Source organism: Sporosarcina beigongshangi, assembly GCF_033485195.1.
GTDB classification, from domain to species: domain Bacteria; phylum Bacillota; class Bacilli; order Bacillales_A; family Planococcaceae; genus Sporosarcina; species Sporosarcina beigongshangi.
In genome coordinates, this window is record NZ_JAWLIR010000002.1 from 81,560 (window position 1) to 98,655 (window position 17,096).

Consider the following 17,096-nt stretch of genomic DNA (forward strand, 5'->3'; position numbering starts at 1 on the left):
GGTCAATGATTATCGTTTTGATTTTGGTGGTCCAAAAATTTCGGAGAAGATAATCCCCTTTACAAGATCCTGACTGCTTTTAGGCATTAAATCATGCGTTTCCCGACTAAATATCGGTTGAAGCTGAGCGCCATGCGCAGAAAGACGCCCACTATGCCTAGAACTGTCGGGACGTTCTTTACGCTCCGATACAGCACGCGGGGCAACAGAACGCACTGGTCCAGCAGGAACAGCTACTACAGGCGCTTCTACAGATTGAGCCGCAACGACTGGCGGCGGTGTAGCTTGCGGCTGTAATTGCCGACTCGGTGGTTCTTCATCCGTACGTTGCATTTCTTTCTGCAATTCACGATACAAGTCTTTCGACATTTCTTTCAATTTACTTTGCGGATTGTCTGGAACACGCCCGGTTGCCGTGAATGGCTTTGGTTGAGCCTTCGCCGGGGTTTCCGACTTGCCTTTGCCTTTTTTAAAAAAAGAGGAGACAAGCGCAATAATAACAAGAAATATTATCTGTTTTATATCCATTCGAGCATCCCCCTTCCAGGAAATGACTGATTATCAATTAATTCTTTTTAAGGTCTGGATTGGTTTGGTCTCCACCAAAGCCGCTGATGGAATCACGCATCCCTGTGTCTGCTTGGATATTTTTATAATTCATATAATCCATGACACCAATATTTCCTGTGCGCAATGCTTCTGCCATTGCAAGTGGAACTTCAGCTTCAGATGCAACAACTTTTGCACGCATTTCTTCTACTTTTGCTTTCATTTCCTGTTCATTGGCAACAGCCATTGCACGGCGTTCTTCCGCTTTTGCCTGTGCGATGTTTTTATCAGCCATAGCCTGCTCAGTTTGAAGCTCTGCACCGATATTTTTACCGATATCAACGTCTGCGATATCAATGGATAGAATTTCGAATGCTGTTCCTGAGTCAAGACCTTTTGCTAATACCGTTTGGGAAATCATATCTGGATTTTCCAGTACCTTTGCATGGTCAATCGATGAACCGATTGTAGAGATAATCCCCTCACCAACACGGGCAACGATTGTTTCTTCACCAGCACCCCCGACAAGGCGGTCGATGTTGGCACGTACTGTAATACGTGCTTTTGCTTTTACTTCAATCCCGTTCATTGCCACACCAGCGATAAATGGTGTTTCAATAACTTTCGGGTTAACGGACATTTGAACAGCTTCGAGTACGTCACGACCTGCAAGGTCAATGGCCGCACAACGTTCAAAAGTCAATTCGATATTGGCACGGTGTGCAGCGATGAGTGCGTTGACAACACGGTCAACGTTACCACCTGCAAGATAGTGACTTTCCAGTTGGTTAATGGACACATCTAGTCCTGCCTTATGTGCTTTAATAAGCGGATTGACAATACGACTTGGAATAACTCGACGAAGACGCATCCCAATTAGTGTGAAAATACTTACGCGTACACCTGCAGCCATGGCAGAAATCCATAGCGTTACGGGTACTAGTGTGAAAAATACGGACAACACGATTATTGCTAGTACAACAATAATGACAATTCCTACAAAACTACCTGAAGCTAAAATTGTTGGCATTATTCATTCTCCCCTTTCTCTACTGATTCCCTGACGACAATCCGGGAACCTTCAACCTTTACAATAGTAACACGGATTCCTTTTTCAATGTAGCTTCCTTCAGAAACTACATCAATACGTTCTCCATCCAGCTCAATGGTACCAGCTGGTCTGAGTGGAGTAGACGTTTTTGCAATGCGTCCGAGTAATTCCACCCTGTTGACATTCGACACATAACCAAGCTCTGTATCCGTCGAATCCATGAGCACTACTTTATTAAGTAGATGCAATTTTTTACCGAAAAATTTCATAATAATCACCATCCCCGTGACAGCGATAGCAATCGCGATAAGGACAGAAGTCGCCATATACATCGGATTGCCGCCCGCCATAATGATACTACCAATAATTGCGAGCGAACCAATTGCCCCTGCTATACCATGCGGGAGGAAGAATTCCGCAACGACGAGAATCGCCCCAATGATGAACAGAATAACCGTTTCATAGCCTGCAAGTCCTGCCAATAAATGCCCGTAGAAAAATAACACAAGCGAGATAAGAGCCATCGTTCCCGGCACACCAAATCCTGGCGAATATAATTCTAGGACAAGGCCAAGTCCTGCGATAGATAACAGAATCGGTACAACGATCGGATGTGTAATGATGCTCGTAAGACTTTCAGCAAAGGTTTTATTTGTTGAAATGATTTCAGCATTTTCATAGCCAGTTATTTGCAGCAACTCTTTAAATGAAGCTACTGTACCTTCACTATAGTTAACTGCCTCTGCCTCCGAAGCGGTCAGCGTCAATAATTTACCTTCACCCGCCCGGTATTCTGGGATATCAATCGAGCTATCCGCCATAGCTTGCGCGAATTTGGGCTCGCGATCATGGTCTGAAGACTTAGCAGCACTCACCATATCTGCCACCCATGAAGATTGCGCCTTTTTTGCCGCTGCATTACCTGCTGAGTCAACTGCTTCTGCAGCACCCATCGTGGCAGTCTTCGACATATAAATGTCATCTGCATGGAGAGCGATGAACGCACCAGCTGAAAGCGCTTTTGGATTGACATAAGCGATTATCCGCAGTTCTGTCTCATCCATCAACTTGCCTATCTTCCAAGCCGCATCTACAAAACCGCCCGGTGTATCAATCTCCAGGATAATCGCATCCGCTCCTGCTTCCTCAGCTTCCGAAAACGAGCGTTTCAAAAATGCATATAATCCTTTTTCAACTTCATTTTTAATCGGGACTTTATATACTATTTGACTAGCCGCCTCAGGTGCTGCAAACGGAAAAGAAAACGTGGAGACGAATAAAATGAACAGGAGCACGCTTCCTATCATTTTACGCATTGTAGTTTCACCTCTTTCTACAATTTATTATATCTCTATATACGGGTGAAAAGCTCGGAAGTTTCATTTTTTCTAGAAAAATTCATTTCCAAAACAAATAAACCGGAAAATCCCAAAGGATTTTCCGGTTTACCAAATTTTAGATTCATTACAAGATTGAATTCATGGCAACAGGAAATTAGAATTTACGTTTCCTTGCAGCTTCAGATTTCTTTTTACGTTTTACGCTTGGTTTCTCATAGAACTCGCGCTTTCTTACCTCTTGTATTGTTCCACTTTTGGATACAGTACGTTTGAAGCGGCGAAGAGCATCTTCAAGCGATTCGTTTTTACGAACAACAGTTTTCGACATATCTCTTGTCCCTCCCTCCAAACACACTTCGAACATAGCCAAGTGCCATGTACTCAAGAATTATACCGCATATTTAGAATTTGGTCAATATAAAACTTTTAAATTTAATTGTTAAACTAAAGATTTCTATGAAATTCGCTTGGCGCTTGGGGATGCCTCCCGCGATAAGCCTGCTAGAAGATCACTATCAGTCTTATCGCTTCGGCTACCCCAGTAAGGCGCTTTCGCTGGAGAATAAATTAATTCAACTAATATAGATTAGTAATCCGTTTCAGATGCTAATCCTTGCATAATTTGAACGCCTGAGCTAGCACCAATTCGTGTTGCGCCTGCGTCAATCATTTTTTTCATATCTTCAAAGCTGCGGACGCCGCCTGATGCTTTGACTCCAGTTTCAGGTCCTACTACTGCACGCATTAGTTTAATGTCTTCCTCCGTTGCACCGCCTGTTGAAAAGCCTGTTGACGTTTTTACAAAATCAGCACCTGCAAGGATAGACAGCTCACATGCTTTTCTTTTTTCTTGTTCCGTTAGCAAAGCTGTTTCGATGATGACTTTAACGATTGCTTTCCCTTTCGCTGCTTGAACGACAGCTTCGATATCTTGTTTGACAAGCTCATCGTCACCGCCACGAAGTGCGCCGACATTAATGACCATGTCGATTTCACCAGCACCGTTTTCAATCGCGTCAGTTGTTTCAAACGCTTTCACAGCTGACGTCGATGCGCCAAGAGGGAAGCCAATAACTGTACAGACTTTAACAGGTGAACCTTCAAGTGCTGTAGCCGCTGTTTTCACCCATGCTGGATTCACACAAACAGATGCGAAACTGTACTGGCGTGCTTCCTGGCAAAGTACCATAATTTCATCCTTTTTTGCGTCAGCTTTTAATAATGTATGATCGATATAAGTTGCAAACTTCGTATTCAAATGAATACCTCCTTCAAGTTGTCCGTACTTCTTACATCATACCAACAAACCTTTGAATCTGCACGAAAAAAGTCATTTCAACTCAACAAGGCTGAAATGACTTTTTCAATTGTTCACTTAGGCATGTACTTCCTCGTCTTCCATGACACGAACAAACTGACCTTCGTTATATGGATAGCCCGATTTTGTAATTTTGACACGGACAATTTTACCGACCATCGACTCATCAGCCGGGAAGACTACTTTCAAATAATTATCTGTATAGCCTTCATACAAACCGCTTTCCGGCTCCAATTTGTAAGTCGTTTCCGGGATTACTTCAAGTACTTCATCCTCAAAAGTTGATGCATATTCCTTCGCCAATTGATCATTCAACTCGATCAAGCGATGTACACGTTCATTTTTCACGTCTTCTTCAACTTGATCTTCCATTCTTGCGGCAGGTGTACCCGTCCGCTTTGAATAAGGGAAAACATGTAGCTCGGAAAAACGATGATCTCGGATGAAGTTATACGTGTCCATAAACTCCTCTTCCGTTTCGCCAGGAAAACCGACGATAACATCTGAAGTAATCGCAAGCTGTGGTAGTGCCTCGCGCAATCTGTCTAGACGTTCCGCAAAAAATTCCATTGTATACTTTCTGCGCATTCGTTTTAAGACAGTATCTGACCCCGACTGAATCGGAATATGAAGATGGCGAACGACAACTTTTGATTCTCTTAATACGTCAATCACTTCATCAGTTATTTGACTTGCTTCAATCGAACTAATACGTAAACGCTTCAGTCCTATTACTTGCGACTCCAAATCCCTCAGTAAACGTGCTAGATTATAGTCCTTCAAATCTTCTCCGTAACCACCTGTATGGATACCCGTAAGCACAAGCTCCAAATACCCGGCGTCCACTAGCTGTTGTGCTTGACGAATCACTTCCTGCGGATCACGTGAGCGCATCAATCCACGCGCCCAAGGAATGATACAAAATGTACAGAAGTTATTACAGCCTTCTTGGATTTTCAGCGATGCACGCGTGCGATCCGTAAATGCTGGTACATCCAGCTCTTCATAGATACGGTTTTTCATAATATTACGAACAGCATTGATTGGCTGTCGTTCGATTCGGTATTCCGCAATCAAACCGAGTAACTTATGACGGTCCTGTGTACCGACAACAATATCTACCCCAGGAATTGCCATAATTTCTGCAGGTGAAGTCTGTGCGTAACAACCCGTCACACAAATAACTGCATCCGGGTTTTTTCGAATCGCTCTGCGGATCACCTGCCTACTTTTTTTGTCACCCGTATTGGTAACAGTACATGTATTGATGACATAAACGTCAGAGTTTTTTTCAAAATCTTCGCGATTATAGCCGGCATCCTTGAAAAGTTGCCAAATCGCCTCAGTTTCATAATGATTCACTTTGCAGCCCAACGTATGAAATGCAACCGAAGACATCAACTGCTCACCTCTTTCATTCAAATTCGTAAGATATTGCGGACAATAAGTATAATGGAGCCGTTTCTGTTCTCAATATACGTGGACCTAATGCAATCGGCGAGAAGCCAGCTGAACGCAATGCTTCTGCTTCGTTTCTCGATAGACCGCCTTCTGGTCCAAAAACAGTGAGAACAGTTTGCTCGGGATAGACGTTTTTGAGACGTTCAGCCATCCGATTAGGATTACCGCTTTTCGCGTCTTCCTCATCGGCAAAAAGAAGGACGTCATAGCTTTCCGATTGCGCGATTAATTGTTTAAAGGATGCTGGGGGTGCCACATTAGGTATAACTGTTCTGTGGCATTGCTCTGCAGCTTCTTTTGCAATTTTACGCAACCGTTCTACTTTTTTGTCACCTTTTTTAGCATCCCATTTGACAATAGAACGTTCCGCTTCAAACGGCACAATTCCTGCCATGCCTAGTTCAGTTCCTTTTTGTACGATTAAATCCAGTTTATCGCCTTTTGGCAAGCCACAAGCAATCGTTACATGGACAGGCATTTCGCTCGTTTTTAACGAGCCTTCTCGGCGTTGAATCACGACTCCATCTTCAAGAAGTTCGATAATAGTAGAAATATAGGCTTCTCCACCTGACACGGCAATCACTTGATCCCCCACAGTCATTCGCATGACACGGACAATATGCTTGCCATCCTCGCCTGTAATGGTTGCCTGCTGTTGGTCGTTAAATTCAGATTGTAAAAAATAGCGTTGCAAAGCGTCACACGCTCCTTTTTTGAGCAACGATAGCGACCCAATCTTCCATTAAAACAGACTCGACGATGTCAAACCCTTTTTCGATAAGATCATCTTTCACAAGATCACGCTTCTGGCCAATAATCCCCGATACGATGAACAGTCCATCTTGCGGTAAAATGGCATAAGCGTCTTGTGAAAAGGTTAGAATCACTTCTGCAAGGATATTCGCAATAATAATATCAGCCGGTTCTTTGACAGAATCCAGTAGATTACCGTGCGTCACTGTGATTTTTTCATCTACTTTATTCAATAAAATATTTTCTTTCGCAGCAACAACCGCCACATCATCTAAGTCCAATGCGTGAATATGGGATGCTCCTAGCAATGCCGCACCAATGGCTAGTACGCCTGATCCCGTTCCGACATCCACTACGGTATGACCGCGCTGTACGTACTTTTCAAGCGCCTGTAAACACATAACTGTTGTCGGGTGCGTTCCCGTACCAAACGCCATCCCAGGATCCAATTCAATAATTAATTCATCAGATTCAACGGGCTCATATTGCTCCCATGTTGGTACAATCGTAAAACGACCAGAAATTTTGACTGGGTGGTAGTATTGTTTCCAGGCAGTTGCCCAATCTTCTTCATCAATTTCATTCGTTTGAATGGCATTTTTTCCAATATCCAACCCAAATTCCGCTAAACCTTCGATAGATTGGCTAATGTCCTTTACCGTTTCGATCAAGAAACTATTGACGGGTAAATAAGCTTTCACAATCACGCCGTCGGCAGGGAAGTCATTTTTGTCAAGTGCATAAATTTCCCCGAAACGGTCTTCGTGGATCCGGTCTGGTTCTACTGAGTCTTCAATAACAACGCCACTGGCACCTGCCTCATGTAAAATATTCGCTACTGCCTCAGTTGCTTCATGCGTTGTATGGATGGCAATTTCTGACCACTTCAAATGACTTCATCCTTTCAGTCGCCTTTGATTGTACGCTTAATTTTATCAAACAAAGAACTTGAATACTCTTCTGGAGTATTGCCACTAATTGCCGCAAATTCACGCATCAATTCTTTTTGTTTTTCTGTCATTTTTTTAGGTGTTACGACTTTTACGACAACATGCTGGTCACCAATGCCTCGACCATGAACGTTTTTAACACCTTTGCCTTTCAAACGGAAACGCGTCCCTGTTTGTGTGCCTGCCGGAATTTTCAAGTTGACACTGCCTTGTACAGTTGGCACTTCAATCTCATCACCCAGTGCGGCTTGCGGATAAGATAGGCTTAACTCTAAGTAAATATCATCATCTTCACGGATGAATTTTTCATGTGACTTCACACGGAATACGATGTACAAATCACCTGCAGGACCACCTTTATGACCTGGTTCTCCCTGCCCCGTTACACGAAGCTGCTGACCATCATCGACACCTTCAGGAATCGTTACTTTAATTTTCTTCCTTTTTGTTACCTTACCCGCTCCATGACATGTTGTACATTTCTCAGGAATAATTTTCCCTGTTCCTTGACAATGTGGACATGATCTACGATTGACCATTTGACCGAGTGGTGTGTTTTGCGTAACACTAATTTGTCCAGAACCACCACAATGGGTACATGTTTTAGGTGAAGTTCCTTTTTTAGCACCTGATCCATCACAGGTATCACAATTTTCTTCTTTCGGTATTTCAATTTCCGTTTCTTTTCCAAAAACAGCTTCCATAAAATCAATCGTCATTGAATACTGTAAATCGTCACCTTTTCTTGGTGCATTTGGATCACGTCGGCGCGAATTTCCACCAAAAAATGTACTGAATATATCTTCAAATCCAAAACCATCTCCACCACCGCCGCCGAAACCGCCGAAACCTTGGTTTGGATCTGTATGGCCGAATTGATCATAATTTGCTTTCTTCGCGTCATCACTTAACACTTCATAAGCTTCTGTTGCTTCTTTAAATTTCTCTTCCGCATCAGCCGCTTTGTTTAAGTCGGGGTGATACTTTTTAGAAAGTCCTCTGTATGCTTTTCTAATTTCGTCTTTAGATGCCGATTTTGATAAACCCAGCACGTCATAATAATCCCGTTTACTCATTTTCCACACTCCCGAAATACTTTTGCCTATCCTCTACTATACCACTACACACGGACAATAAAAACGAAAAAGCCAAAGCCGGAATATCGGACTTTGACTTTTCCCGTCAATTACAATCGTTTATTTATTTTTTCTCTTCATCGATAATTTCTTCGAAATCAGCATCGACTACACCATCATCCTGTGGTCCACCTGCTTGTTCAGCACCTTCAGCATTTTCTGCTGCAGCTTGCTCATAAAGTTTCATCGTCATTTGTTGAACGATTTCTTCTAATTTTTCTTTTTTCGCGCGGATATCATCGAAATCACCAGCTTCAAGGGCAGTTTTCAACTCTTCCTTCGCTTCTTCAACGCTTGTTACTTCTTCTTCAGAAACTTTACCTTCAAGGTCTTTCAATGTCTTTTCAGCCATGAAGACAAGTTGGTCTGCTTCGTTTTTCAAGTCTGCTTCTTCTTTACGCTTTTGGTCAGCTTCAGCATTTGCTTCTGCATCTTTCACCATGCGTTCGATTTCATCGTCAGATAGACCAGAGCTTGCTTGGATTGTAATATCTTGCTCTTTTTGTGTACCAAGGTCTTTCGCTTTAACCGTTACAATACCATTTTTATCGATATCAAATGTTACTTCGATTTGCGGTACGCCACGTGGTGCTGGTGGAATGTCCGTCAATTGGAAACGACCAAGTGTTTTATTGTCAGCTGACATTGGACGCTCCCCTTGCAGTACGTGGATATCTACTGCTGGTTGGTTATCTGCTGCTGTTGAGAACACTTGTGATTTACTTGTTGGAATCGTTGTATTACGTTCGATCAATTTCGTAAACACGTTACCCATTGTTTCAATACCAAGTGACAATGGTGTTACGTCAAGAAGAACAACGTCTGTAACATCTCCGCTCAAGATTGAACCTTGAACAGCCGCACCCATTGCGACAACTTCATCCGGGTTTACGCCTTTATATGGCTCTTTGCCTGTTTCTTTTTGAATCGCTTCTTGTACAGCTGGAATACGCGTTGATCCACCGACAAGAATAACGCGATCGATTTGTGATGCAGATAGCTCAGCATCTTTCATCGCTTGACGTGTTGGTACCATTGAACGCTCAACAAGATGTGCAGTCAATTCGTCAAATTTCGCACGAGACAATGTCACTTCAAGGTGAAGTGGACCTGCTTCTCCAGCTGTGATGAATGGTAATGAGATTTGTGCAGATGTAACACCTGACAAGTCTTTTTTCGCTTTTTCAGCGCCGTCTTTCAAACGTTGCATCGCCATTTTATCTTTAGATAGATCAACGCCATTTTCTTTGCGGAATTCCTGTACGAGGAAGTCAATGATTACGTCGTCGAAATCATCTCCACCTAGTTTGTTATCACCCGCAGTTGAAAGAACTTGGAATACGCCGTCGCCTAGCTCAAGGATTGACACGTCAAACGTACCACCACCAAGGTCATAGACAAGAATTGTTTGGTCTTCATCTGTTTTATCAAGACCGTAAGCAAGTGCTGCTGCAGTCGGCTCGTTAATGATACGCTCTACTTCAAGACCAGCAATTTTACCCGCATCTTGTGTTGCTTGACGCTGTGCGTCGCTGAAGTAAGCAGGAACTGTGATAACTGCTTTTGTAACAGGTTCGCCAAGATACTCTTCTGCGTAGCCTTTCATATATTGAAGAATCATAGCTGAAACTTCTTGTGGTGTATATTCTTTATCGTCTACTTTTACTTTGTAATCTGAACCCATATGACGTTTCACAGACATAATTGTGTTCGGGTTTGTAATGGATTGACGCTTCGCTACTTCCCCAACTTGTCTTTCGCCGTTTTTGAACGCGACAACAGATGGTGTTGTACGGTTCCCTTCTGGATTTGGAATTACTTTCGGTTCTCCACCTTCATACACGGACACTACTGAGTTTGTTGTTCCTAAGTCAATACCAATAATTTTGCTCATAATCAAATTCCTCCTAGAGATAATACTACCTTTTTTATTCGTTTACTTTAACCATTGAAGGTCGAAGAACACGATCTTTCAATAAATACCCTTTTTGCATTTCTTCAAGAATAACACCAGAAGGCTTTGTATCATCTGCCCCTGTCATAATCGCTTGATGGAAATTAGGATCAAACTCCTGATCCACTGTATCAATTTCGACAAGTCCTTCTGTTTCAAGCGCTGTGAGAAGTGTACGATAAATCATATCCATACCCGTCATAATCGACTGTACTTCCTCAGTTTTTGCTTCAACAGAAAGTGCACGTGCAAAGTTATCAAGCACAGGAAGAAGATTCGTCACAACGTTCTGCGCACGATATTTCTGCATCGCTTCCTGGTCAAGTGACACTCTTCTTTTAAAATTATCGTAATCAGCAAGCAGTCGAAGTCGCTTGTTCTCTTCTTCTTGTAGTTGTGCCTGCAATGCTTCAATGGCACTTTCCTCGCTGTTGTCAACTTCGTTCATTTCTTCAATTACAACGTCTTCAACTATACCTTCTTCTTCGTCTACTGTCTTATTTTCTTCTACAAATTCATCTTTAACTTCAGTCAATGTTCGTTCCCTCCTGCTGTTCCGCCACCAATTGTCAGCCTTGCTAGTTCCTTAGACAAATCATTGCTCATCAGATCGAGTAATGTGATGACCCGCGCATAATCCATTCGTTTAGGTCCAATGATGGCAATCGAGCCCGCCATATTGTCCCCAGCTGAATAGGTTGCCGTAATAACACTGTAATCTTCCATCGCATTATGATTATTTTCCGAGCCAATACGCACATGAATCCCGGCAAGCCCTTCTTGGAAAAACCGCATAGCCGGCGTACCTTTGTCTATCATTTCGAAAAATGTCTTCATTTTACCGATGTCATTAAATTCGGGCTGCTTCATCATATTCATTTTACCGCCAAAATAGAGGCGCTCTTCCGGCTCAATTGCAATTGCCCGTTGAAACGAGGAATATAATTCCCCAGTATGATGAATATGACGCTCCAACACTGTTTTCGTTTCCTGGACTAACATCCTTTGGAGATGCGCAAGCGGCGTACCGACAAGTCGCTCATTTAGGATATTGACCATTTTTTCGATATCAGATGCCGTAAAACCTTCTGGTACATTGAATAATCTGTTCTCCACACGCCCATTATCCATGACGATAATAGCCACAGCCGTCTTATCATCTAAAGGAACGATGGAAAAACGTTTCACGGTATGCAACGACGTGTCTGGTCCAAGGAGTATGGATGTATAATTCGTCAAATCAGAAAGAATCGTGGCAGATTTGCGGATTAACTCCTCTGTTTCCACAACCTTATCTCGAAAAATGGAACGCAATTGAATACTGTCTTCGGTTTTCAGCTTTTCTCGGGTTAATAAATGATCTACATAAAATCGGTATCCTTTTTCGGATGGTATTCTACCGGACGAAGTGTGGGTCTTTTCAAGATATCCCATCTCCTCCAAGTCAGCCATTTCATTACGTATAGTTGCTGGACTAAACGGGGCTTCTGGCTTTTTGGATAACTGCCTTGATCCGACAGGTTGTGCGGACTCGATGAAATCGTCAACCGTCAGTTGCAATATAAGCAATTGTCTGTTCGTCAACATCATCATCACTCCTGTTAGCACTCTATAACTCTGAGTGCTAATGCTACTGATAATTTATCAAATCTAAACCAAGGTGTCAACGAATTGACTCTTTATTATTTAAGAAATTGTTGGAACACGTCGTTTCCTCTATAAACCCCACGGTGTGTTAGCTTAACTACGTCATCCAATCGCTCAACAAGTCCATCTGCCATAAGTGATTGTAAGGTTTCTCCGTAAACCTCCTCAAGCGACTTGCCAAACTTCTCTTGGAATAAAGAAATAGATACGCCATTGGATTTACGAAGCCCAAGGAACATTTCCTCTTCCATCGCTTCTACTGCCGTTACGGCATGCGTTTGTTGGACGGGTCTTTCTCCTACAGCTATTTTATCCATATATTTTGTAAGTGGCCCAATATTCGAATAACGCATACCCTCTATATAACCATGCGCACCTGCTCCTACACCCGCATAACCGTCATTTTCCCAATAGATTAGATTATGGATAGATTCACGACCCGGAACTGCGAAATTACTAATTTCATAGCGCATTCGACCTTGTTTCTCCATCTGTTCAATCAACATTGTGAACATTTCCGTTTCTATATCCTCACCAGGTAGCGGCAATTTACCTTTATTCATTAAATTATAAAAGACCGTTTTGGGCTCAACGATAAGCGAGTACCCCGAGTAATGAGGTAATTCGAGTGCAGCCGCCTGATTGAGCGTATCCTGCCATTGCTTAATCGTCTGTTCCGGCAGGCCGTAAATCAAATCGATACTAATATTATCAAAGCCTGCCTTGCGCGCTTCCTCTACAACACGAGCCGCATCGCCAGGACCGTGCGTTCTCCCAATTCGTGTCAACAAGTCAGCGTCAAAGGATTGGACACCTATACTCAGTCTGTCCACACCACCATTTTTCAGCACTGTCAACTTGCCATACGTCAATTCATCTGGATTTGCTTCTGTCGAAAATTCTTTTAGCATACTGACATCAACATAATCATAAATAATCGCTAGCAATCGATCCAGTTGCTGTTCAGATAACGATGTCGGAGTTCCCCCACCTAAAAAAACTGTCTCCAGCTCTTTAAATGAAATTCCTTGTTGGCGCATAATTGAAAGTTCCTGTCCAATAGACTCAATATACGCATCTACAGGCTGATTTTTGAAAAAGACTTTATTAAAATCACAGTAGTGACAAATCTGGTGGCAAAACGGGATATGGATATACATACCTCTCATTAATAATATCTCCTTCTCTTAACGGCAAAAAGAGGGCTTGAATGCCCTCTTTTAATTTAATCGTTTACTCTTTCTATGTTCAGAACCATATAGAGTATCATACAGTATTATGGTATTACGTACAAACTTTGAGGTTCTATTATCGGTTCATGCGTTTCATTGTTATCAAGCTATTACATGGAGTATTCGCGTCTAGGGATGGCAGTGTTACCATCCTTAATTGCTATGCTGATTTTCACAACTGGTGTTTATCTTCCCCTCTTTTTCACACAGGACCCAGATTAGCAGTTCTCGTTTACGAAGAAGTAATACAATCACCTTTCACTACTAGCTAGAAGGAAGTAATTATTTTCCTGTTTAAAATGTAAAGTTTAAGTAAAAAATAGGGGTTCAAATAAAAAGGAGTGTTTTCATGGATATGAAGGATAAAGTGCAAAAAGAATTATCTCAAATCAGTGTTGAGAAGAAAGACGAAATTCTGGAGAATTTCAACCGATTCAAACAGTTTCTTGCCGAGAAAGTTGAGTTGGGGGAAAATATGGGGTTGAGTGAAGAAAAGCTTGCCAAAACTACAGAATTAGTTGCAAATTACCTCGCCAAGCACGAGGATCCCCGCAACCGGGAAGAAAAAATATTAATGGAACTTTGGAGTTCCGGATCTAAAGATGAGCAACACACACTGGCACATATGCTACTGGAAATGGTACGGAAAGCTTAATAAAAACCTGTAGTACCTGTATCTAGTAAATAGATGACTGCAATTAAAGAAAGCGGCCTATCACACTTTGTGTGGAAAGGTCGCTTTCACTTTTAATTTACTAATAATGATATATGCAGGTTCTCATAATCATAATTTTTTGCTTTTCCCCATATACTAGGTCGACTTTGAAGAAAGGTGGGAAAAGCTTGAATGGACAACAATCGCAAGTCGAAATGGTAAGTGCATTTGACCCTTACTTCTATCAAACCTTACTAAGTTTCAAGTCAAAACATATCGTTATTCACACGTCAAAAAATCCGTTACAAGGTTTGCTAGTCACGGTCATGCCTGATCATGTTGTAGTTGAAGTGAGCGGCACACCATTTTATGTTCGAATCCAAGAAATCGTATGGGTTACACTTGCATGATTTCAACAAATCAAAATGAAGGGAGTGAATCAATTGATTAAACGCGTAAATAAATTACCAATCGATCTTCCAATTCCAGAATACGGGGATGCTAACGCAGCTGCTGCGGTTCAGGAGCTACTGGGTGGAAAGTTTGGAGAAATGTCGACGTTGAATAATTATATGTACCAATCATTTAATTTTAGGCAGAAAGGCAAGCTCAAGCCTTTTTATGATTTAGTTGCAAGTATTACGGCAGAGGAGTTCGGCCATGTTGAACTCGTTTCTAACACGATAAATATAGTAAACAAAGGTACGTCATTTACGGCGGACCCTGACTTAACACCTTTACAAGACGCTACAAACAAACGGAATACGTATGCCTTCATCGCCACTGCCCAAACTTCCATGCCCGGAGACTCCATGGGAAATCCATGGCGCGGTGACTATGTGTTTTCCAGCGGAAATCTAGTACTCGACCTCTTGCATAACTTCTTTCTTGAATGCGGAGCAAGAACGCATAAAATGCGAGTGTATGGAATGACAGACCATCCAACGGCAAGAGAAATGATTGGTTATTTGCTCGTTCGGGGAGGTACGCATATACTCGCCTATGCAAAAGCGATAGAAATGGCAACAGGCACTGATTTAACAAAAATGCTACCAATCCCTAATTTAGATAATCGTGCCTTTGATACTGCAAGAAAATATGAAGATCTAGGGTACGGTAATGTATTGTTTACCTGGAATGACGATGGAGAATACAAAGATATACGCCAGATTTGGAAAGGCACCAATCCTAGTAGTGGTGAACAGCTTGTTGTGAAGGAAGGCATGCCACAGGGCTATACCATCCCTGATTTTGAGGATATTCCTGAAGAATTCGCACCTGGTATCGGCAGAGATGAATATGAGCAAATTGCTCGACGGTTGTTGTCGAATATGTAATCGACTATGCCTCATTTTATTTCAGCTAAAAACTTTTTCACATGAACGTTTAACTTAACTCAGCAAATGTTTTTGTTTAAAAATACTGTGGCTGGACAAATGCCGTTACGGAGATCAATCAGCAGGAATTCCAAACTCCCTGCTGATTAAGGGGGACTCAGACTAAATGTGCCGCTTCCCGTGCCAATGTCTGAGTTATCCCTCCTTGTTGATCCAAGCCTCCAGTTGCAATAAGTCCAATAGTTTCTACTTCTTTTCGGTAAAATAGATTTTGGTCTAATAAACTCCTTAATTCTGTTATACGCTTCACAATATGAAAAGCACCCATTTTCATGAGTGCTTCTGCATTGTACTGCTAACTACTAGATCAACCGCCTACATCATTCTGCCCATCATCCTCTAACAACGGATCTTCCACTTCAAAATCATCCGCGTCATTCTTTTCACCACAAGCACTTAATAGTAATACTGCCGCCAATGGCAGTGCTAAATATTTTCCCTTCATTATGCTACCTCCCTCCTATTCCACTAGTTATTTCCCGCATTTTCTAATCTAAACCTATATGGCAATCACTTAGTGCGAGAGCGTTTCAGAAATTCATACGAGAACATTCATCTATTCTATTTTAGTTTGTCATCCATTCGTCATCACACTCCTCTTTCTCTCGATTTTTCGGTAAATAAAAAGAACGCCCGGATAGACGTTCCTCTGTTAATCGCTGAATGCATGTCATTATTTATTTTTTATATAGTCCATACCTTGCGCTGTTATTGCTAAAACTAGATTGGCTGACTCTTGCCCGCTATCTACGGCATAGTTTTGTTCGATAAGGTACTCAATAGCTAGTTTGCTATTTACGTCAGCATTTACCATTGCTTTCGGTAATGTATAACTTCCACCATTATTAGCAAAATGAAACTCATACAGGCTTTGTAACAGTCTTTCCGATAGTTGGTTTATTTCTTTGTTAGTCATGATTTATCCTCTCCTTAGTAATTAATATACAACAAATGATGAAGAAATTCTTTATTTTCACTTACGACGTCTAATAATTCGATAGTGCTAAAAAAAGGGTAATTATACAAAATGTGTTCACGTTGACTATTCAGCTAAAGCACCTGTGCGTTCAGCCTTATGGTATTTTACTCGTATCCATATATAACACGTTCCAACGATGTCCATCCGGATCAGCAAAAAGGCAACAGTACATCCATCCATCACGTTCCTCTGGCTTATTTAATACAGTACCGCCAGCACCTTCGACTTTCGATGCAATCCCTTCTACTTCATCTCGAGAATTCGCTCCCAAAGAAAATAACACTTCCGTACTCTGTTGCGAATCCGGAATAGCATTTTTCGTAAAACTGTGGAACGTGGATTCGGGAAAAAGCATCAAAACAATCTGATTGTCGCCGACGAAAAAACTGCATGAGCCATCTTGGCTGAAATACTGCTCATTCAATCGAAAACCTAACTGAAGATAAAATTCCTTCGACCGTTCCGGTTCTCGTACCGGCAGGTTCAACCATAGATCTCTCGCCATATCAAACAACCTCCTTATTTTAAAGATGTCATAAACAATTATTTCAACAGTTGTTAGGATCTTTCCTGCTTGTTTGAAATAATAAGATTTTCAATTTACTGCCGTATTATAAATAATAATTATTCAAAAAAACACCGCATTCGGCTTATGAAAAATAAGCTGAAATGCG

The 17,096-nt window shown here is 41.8% G+C and carries 19 protein-coding genes; 3 read left to right on the top strand and 16 right to left on the bottom strand.

All coding sequences use genetic code 11. The annotated features are described in order from the left end of the window. Positions 1-9: 9 nt before the first annotated feature. The 13 genes from R2B77_RS00935 to hemW form a co-directional block, all read right to left on the bottom strand. A complete protein-coding gene (locus R2B77_RS00935; RefSeq protein WP_203246876.1) occupies positions 10-528 on the bottom strand; it encodes a hypothetical protein in 519 nt (172 codons plus the stop codon). Positions 529-565: 37 nt separating this feature from the next. Beyond that, entirely contained in the window at positions 566-1,579 is a 1,014-nt protein-coding gene (gene floA, locus R2B77_RS00940; RefSeq protein WP_203246875.1) for a flotillin-like protein FloA, read from the bottom strand. Next, positions 1,579-2,916 carry an NfeD family protein gene (locus R2B77_RS00945; RefSeq protein ID WP_203246874.1) on the bottom strand — a complete coding sequence of 446 codons (1,338 nt, stop codon included), beginning with the start codon at positions 2,914-2,916 and terminating at the stop codon, positions 1,579-1,581. The genes floA and R2B77_RS00945 overlap by 1 nt, the downstream gene beginning before the upstream one ends. A 178-nt stretch (positions 2,917-3,094) precedes the next feature. Then, a complete protein-coding gene (gene rpsU / locus R2B77_RS00950) occupies positions 3,095-3,268 on the bottom strand; it encodes a 30S ribosomal protein S21 (RefSeq protein WP_016426884.1) in 174 nt (57 codons plus the stop codon). 258 nt (positions 3,269-3,526) lie between these two features. Further along, positions 3,527-4,198: a deoxyribose-phosphate aldolase gene (deoC, locus tag R2B77_RS00955; protein WP_212391264.1), complete on the bottom strand. Its 672-nt coding sequence runs from the start codon at positions 4,196-4,198 to the stop codon at positions 3,527-3,529. Between the two features lie 117 nt (positions 4,199-4,315). Beyond that, on the bottom strand, positions 4,316-5,656 hold the full coding sequence (gene mtaB, locus R2B77_RS00960) for a tRNA (N(6)-L-threonylcarbamoyladenosine(37)-C(2))-methylthiotransferase MtaB (protein WP_203246975.1): 1,341 nt from the start codon (positions 5,654-5,656) through the stop codon (positions 4,316-4,318). 16 nt (positions 5,657-5,672) lie between these two features. Next, positions 5,673-6,413, bottom strand: coding sequence for a 16S rRNA (uracil(1498)-N(3))-methyltransferase (locus tag R2B77_RS00965; RefSeq protein ID WP_203246873.1), 741 nt, complete (start codon positions 6,411-6,413; stop codon positions 5,673-5,675). A gap of 4 nt (positions 6,414-6,417) precedes the next feature. Beyond that, the gene (gene prmA / locus R2B77_RS00970; RefSeq protein WP_203246872.1) at positions 6,418-7,362 is read right to left on the bottom strand and encodes a 50S ribosomal protein L11 methyltransferase; all 945 of its coding nucleotides are present in this window, start codon (positions 7,360-7,362) and stop codon (positions 6,418-6,420) included. A gap of 14 nt (positions 7,363-7,376) precedes the next feature. Then, complete coding sequence (gene dnaJ / locus R2B77_RS00975) at positions 7,377-8,498, bottom strand: molecular chaperone DnaJ (RefSeq protein WP_203246871.1); 1,122 nt, start codon at positions 8,496-8,498, stop codon at positions 7,377-7,379. Positions 8,499-8,622: 124 nt separating this feature from the next. Further along, positions 8,623-10,452 (bottom strand): molecular chaperone DnaK, encoded by a 1,830-nt coding sequence (gene dnaK, locus R2B77_RS00980; protein WP_203246870.1) that lies wholly within the window; start codon positions 10,450-10,452, stop codon positions 8,623-8,625. Between the two features lie 34 nt (positions 10,453-10,486). Beyond that, entirely contained in the window at positions 10,487-11,047 is a 561-nt protein-coding gene (gene grpE / locus R2B77_RS00985; RefSeq protein ID WP_203246869.1) for a nucleotide exchange factor GrpE, read from the bottom strand. Then, positions 11,044-12,099, bottom strand: a complete 1,056-nt coding sequence (gene hrcA, locus R2B77_RS00990; RefSeq protein ID WP_203246868.1) for a heat-inducible transcriptional repressor HrcA — start codon at positions 12,097-12,099, stop codon at positions 11,044-11,046. The genes grpE and hrcA overlap by 4 nt, the downstream gene beginning before the upstream one ends. A 95-nt stretch (positions 12,100-12,194) precedes the next feature. Continuing rightward, the gene (gene hemW / locus R2B77_RS00995) at positions 12,195-13,328 is read right to left on the bottom strand and encodes a radical SAM family heme chaperone HemW (RefSeq protein WP_203246867.1); all 1,134 of its coding nucleotides are present in this window, start codon (positions 13,326-13,328) and stop codon (positions 12,195-12,197) included. 412 nt (positions 13,329-13,740) lie between these two features. On the opposite strand from hemW, the gene R2B77_RS01000 reads away from it, so the two are divergent. The 3 genes from R2B77_RS01000 to R2B77_RS01010 all read left to right on the top strand — a co-directional run bounded on the left by R2B77_RS01000 (position 13,741) and on the right by R2B77_RS01010 (position 15,383). After that, positions 13,741-14,046 carry a DUF3243 domain-containing protein gene (locus R2B77_RS01000; protein WP_203246866.1) on the top strand — a complete coding sequence of 102 codons (306 nt, stop codon included), beginning with the start codon at positions 13,741-13,743 and terminating at the stop codon, positions 14,044-14,046. 188 nt (positions 14,047-14,234) lie between these two features. Continuing rightward, entirely contained in the window at positions 14,235-14,456 is a 222-nt protein-coding gene (locus R2B77_RS01005; RefSeq protein WP_203246865.1) for a YuzF family protein, read from the top strand. 33 nt (positions 14,457-14,489) lie between these two features. Beyond that, on the top strand, positions 14,490-15,383 hold the full coding sequence (locus R2B77_RS01010) for a manganese catalase family protein (protein WP_203246864.1): 894 nt from the start codon (positions 14,490-14,492) through the stop codon (positions 15,381-15,383). A 367-nt stretch (positions 15,384-15,750) separates the two neighbouring features. Here R2B77_RS01010 and R2B77_RS01015 read toward each other — a convergent pair whose 3' ends face one another. The 3 genes from R2B77_RS01015 to R2B77_RS01025 form a co-directional block, all read right to left on the bottom strand. Then, positions 15,751-15,888 (bottom strand): hypothetical protein, encoded by a 138-nt coding sequence (locus R2B77_RS01015; RefSeq protein WP_203246863.1) that lies wholly within the window; start codon positions 15,886-15,888, stop codon positions 15,751-15,753. Between the two features lie 228 nt (positions 15,889-16,116). After that, positions 16,117-16,359, bottom strand: a complete 243-nt coding sequence (locus tag R2B77_RS01020; protein ID WP_203246862.1) for a hypothetical protein — start codon at positions 16,357-16,359, stop codon at positions 16,117-16,119. Positions 16,360-16,516: 157 nt separating this feature from the next. Then, a complete protein-coding gene (locus tag R2B77_RS01025; RefSeq protein WP_203246861.1) occupies positions 16,517-16,927 on the bottom strand; it encodes a VOC family protein in 411 nt (136 codons plus the stop codon). Positions 16,928-17,096 lie beyond the last annotated feature (169 nt).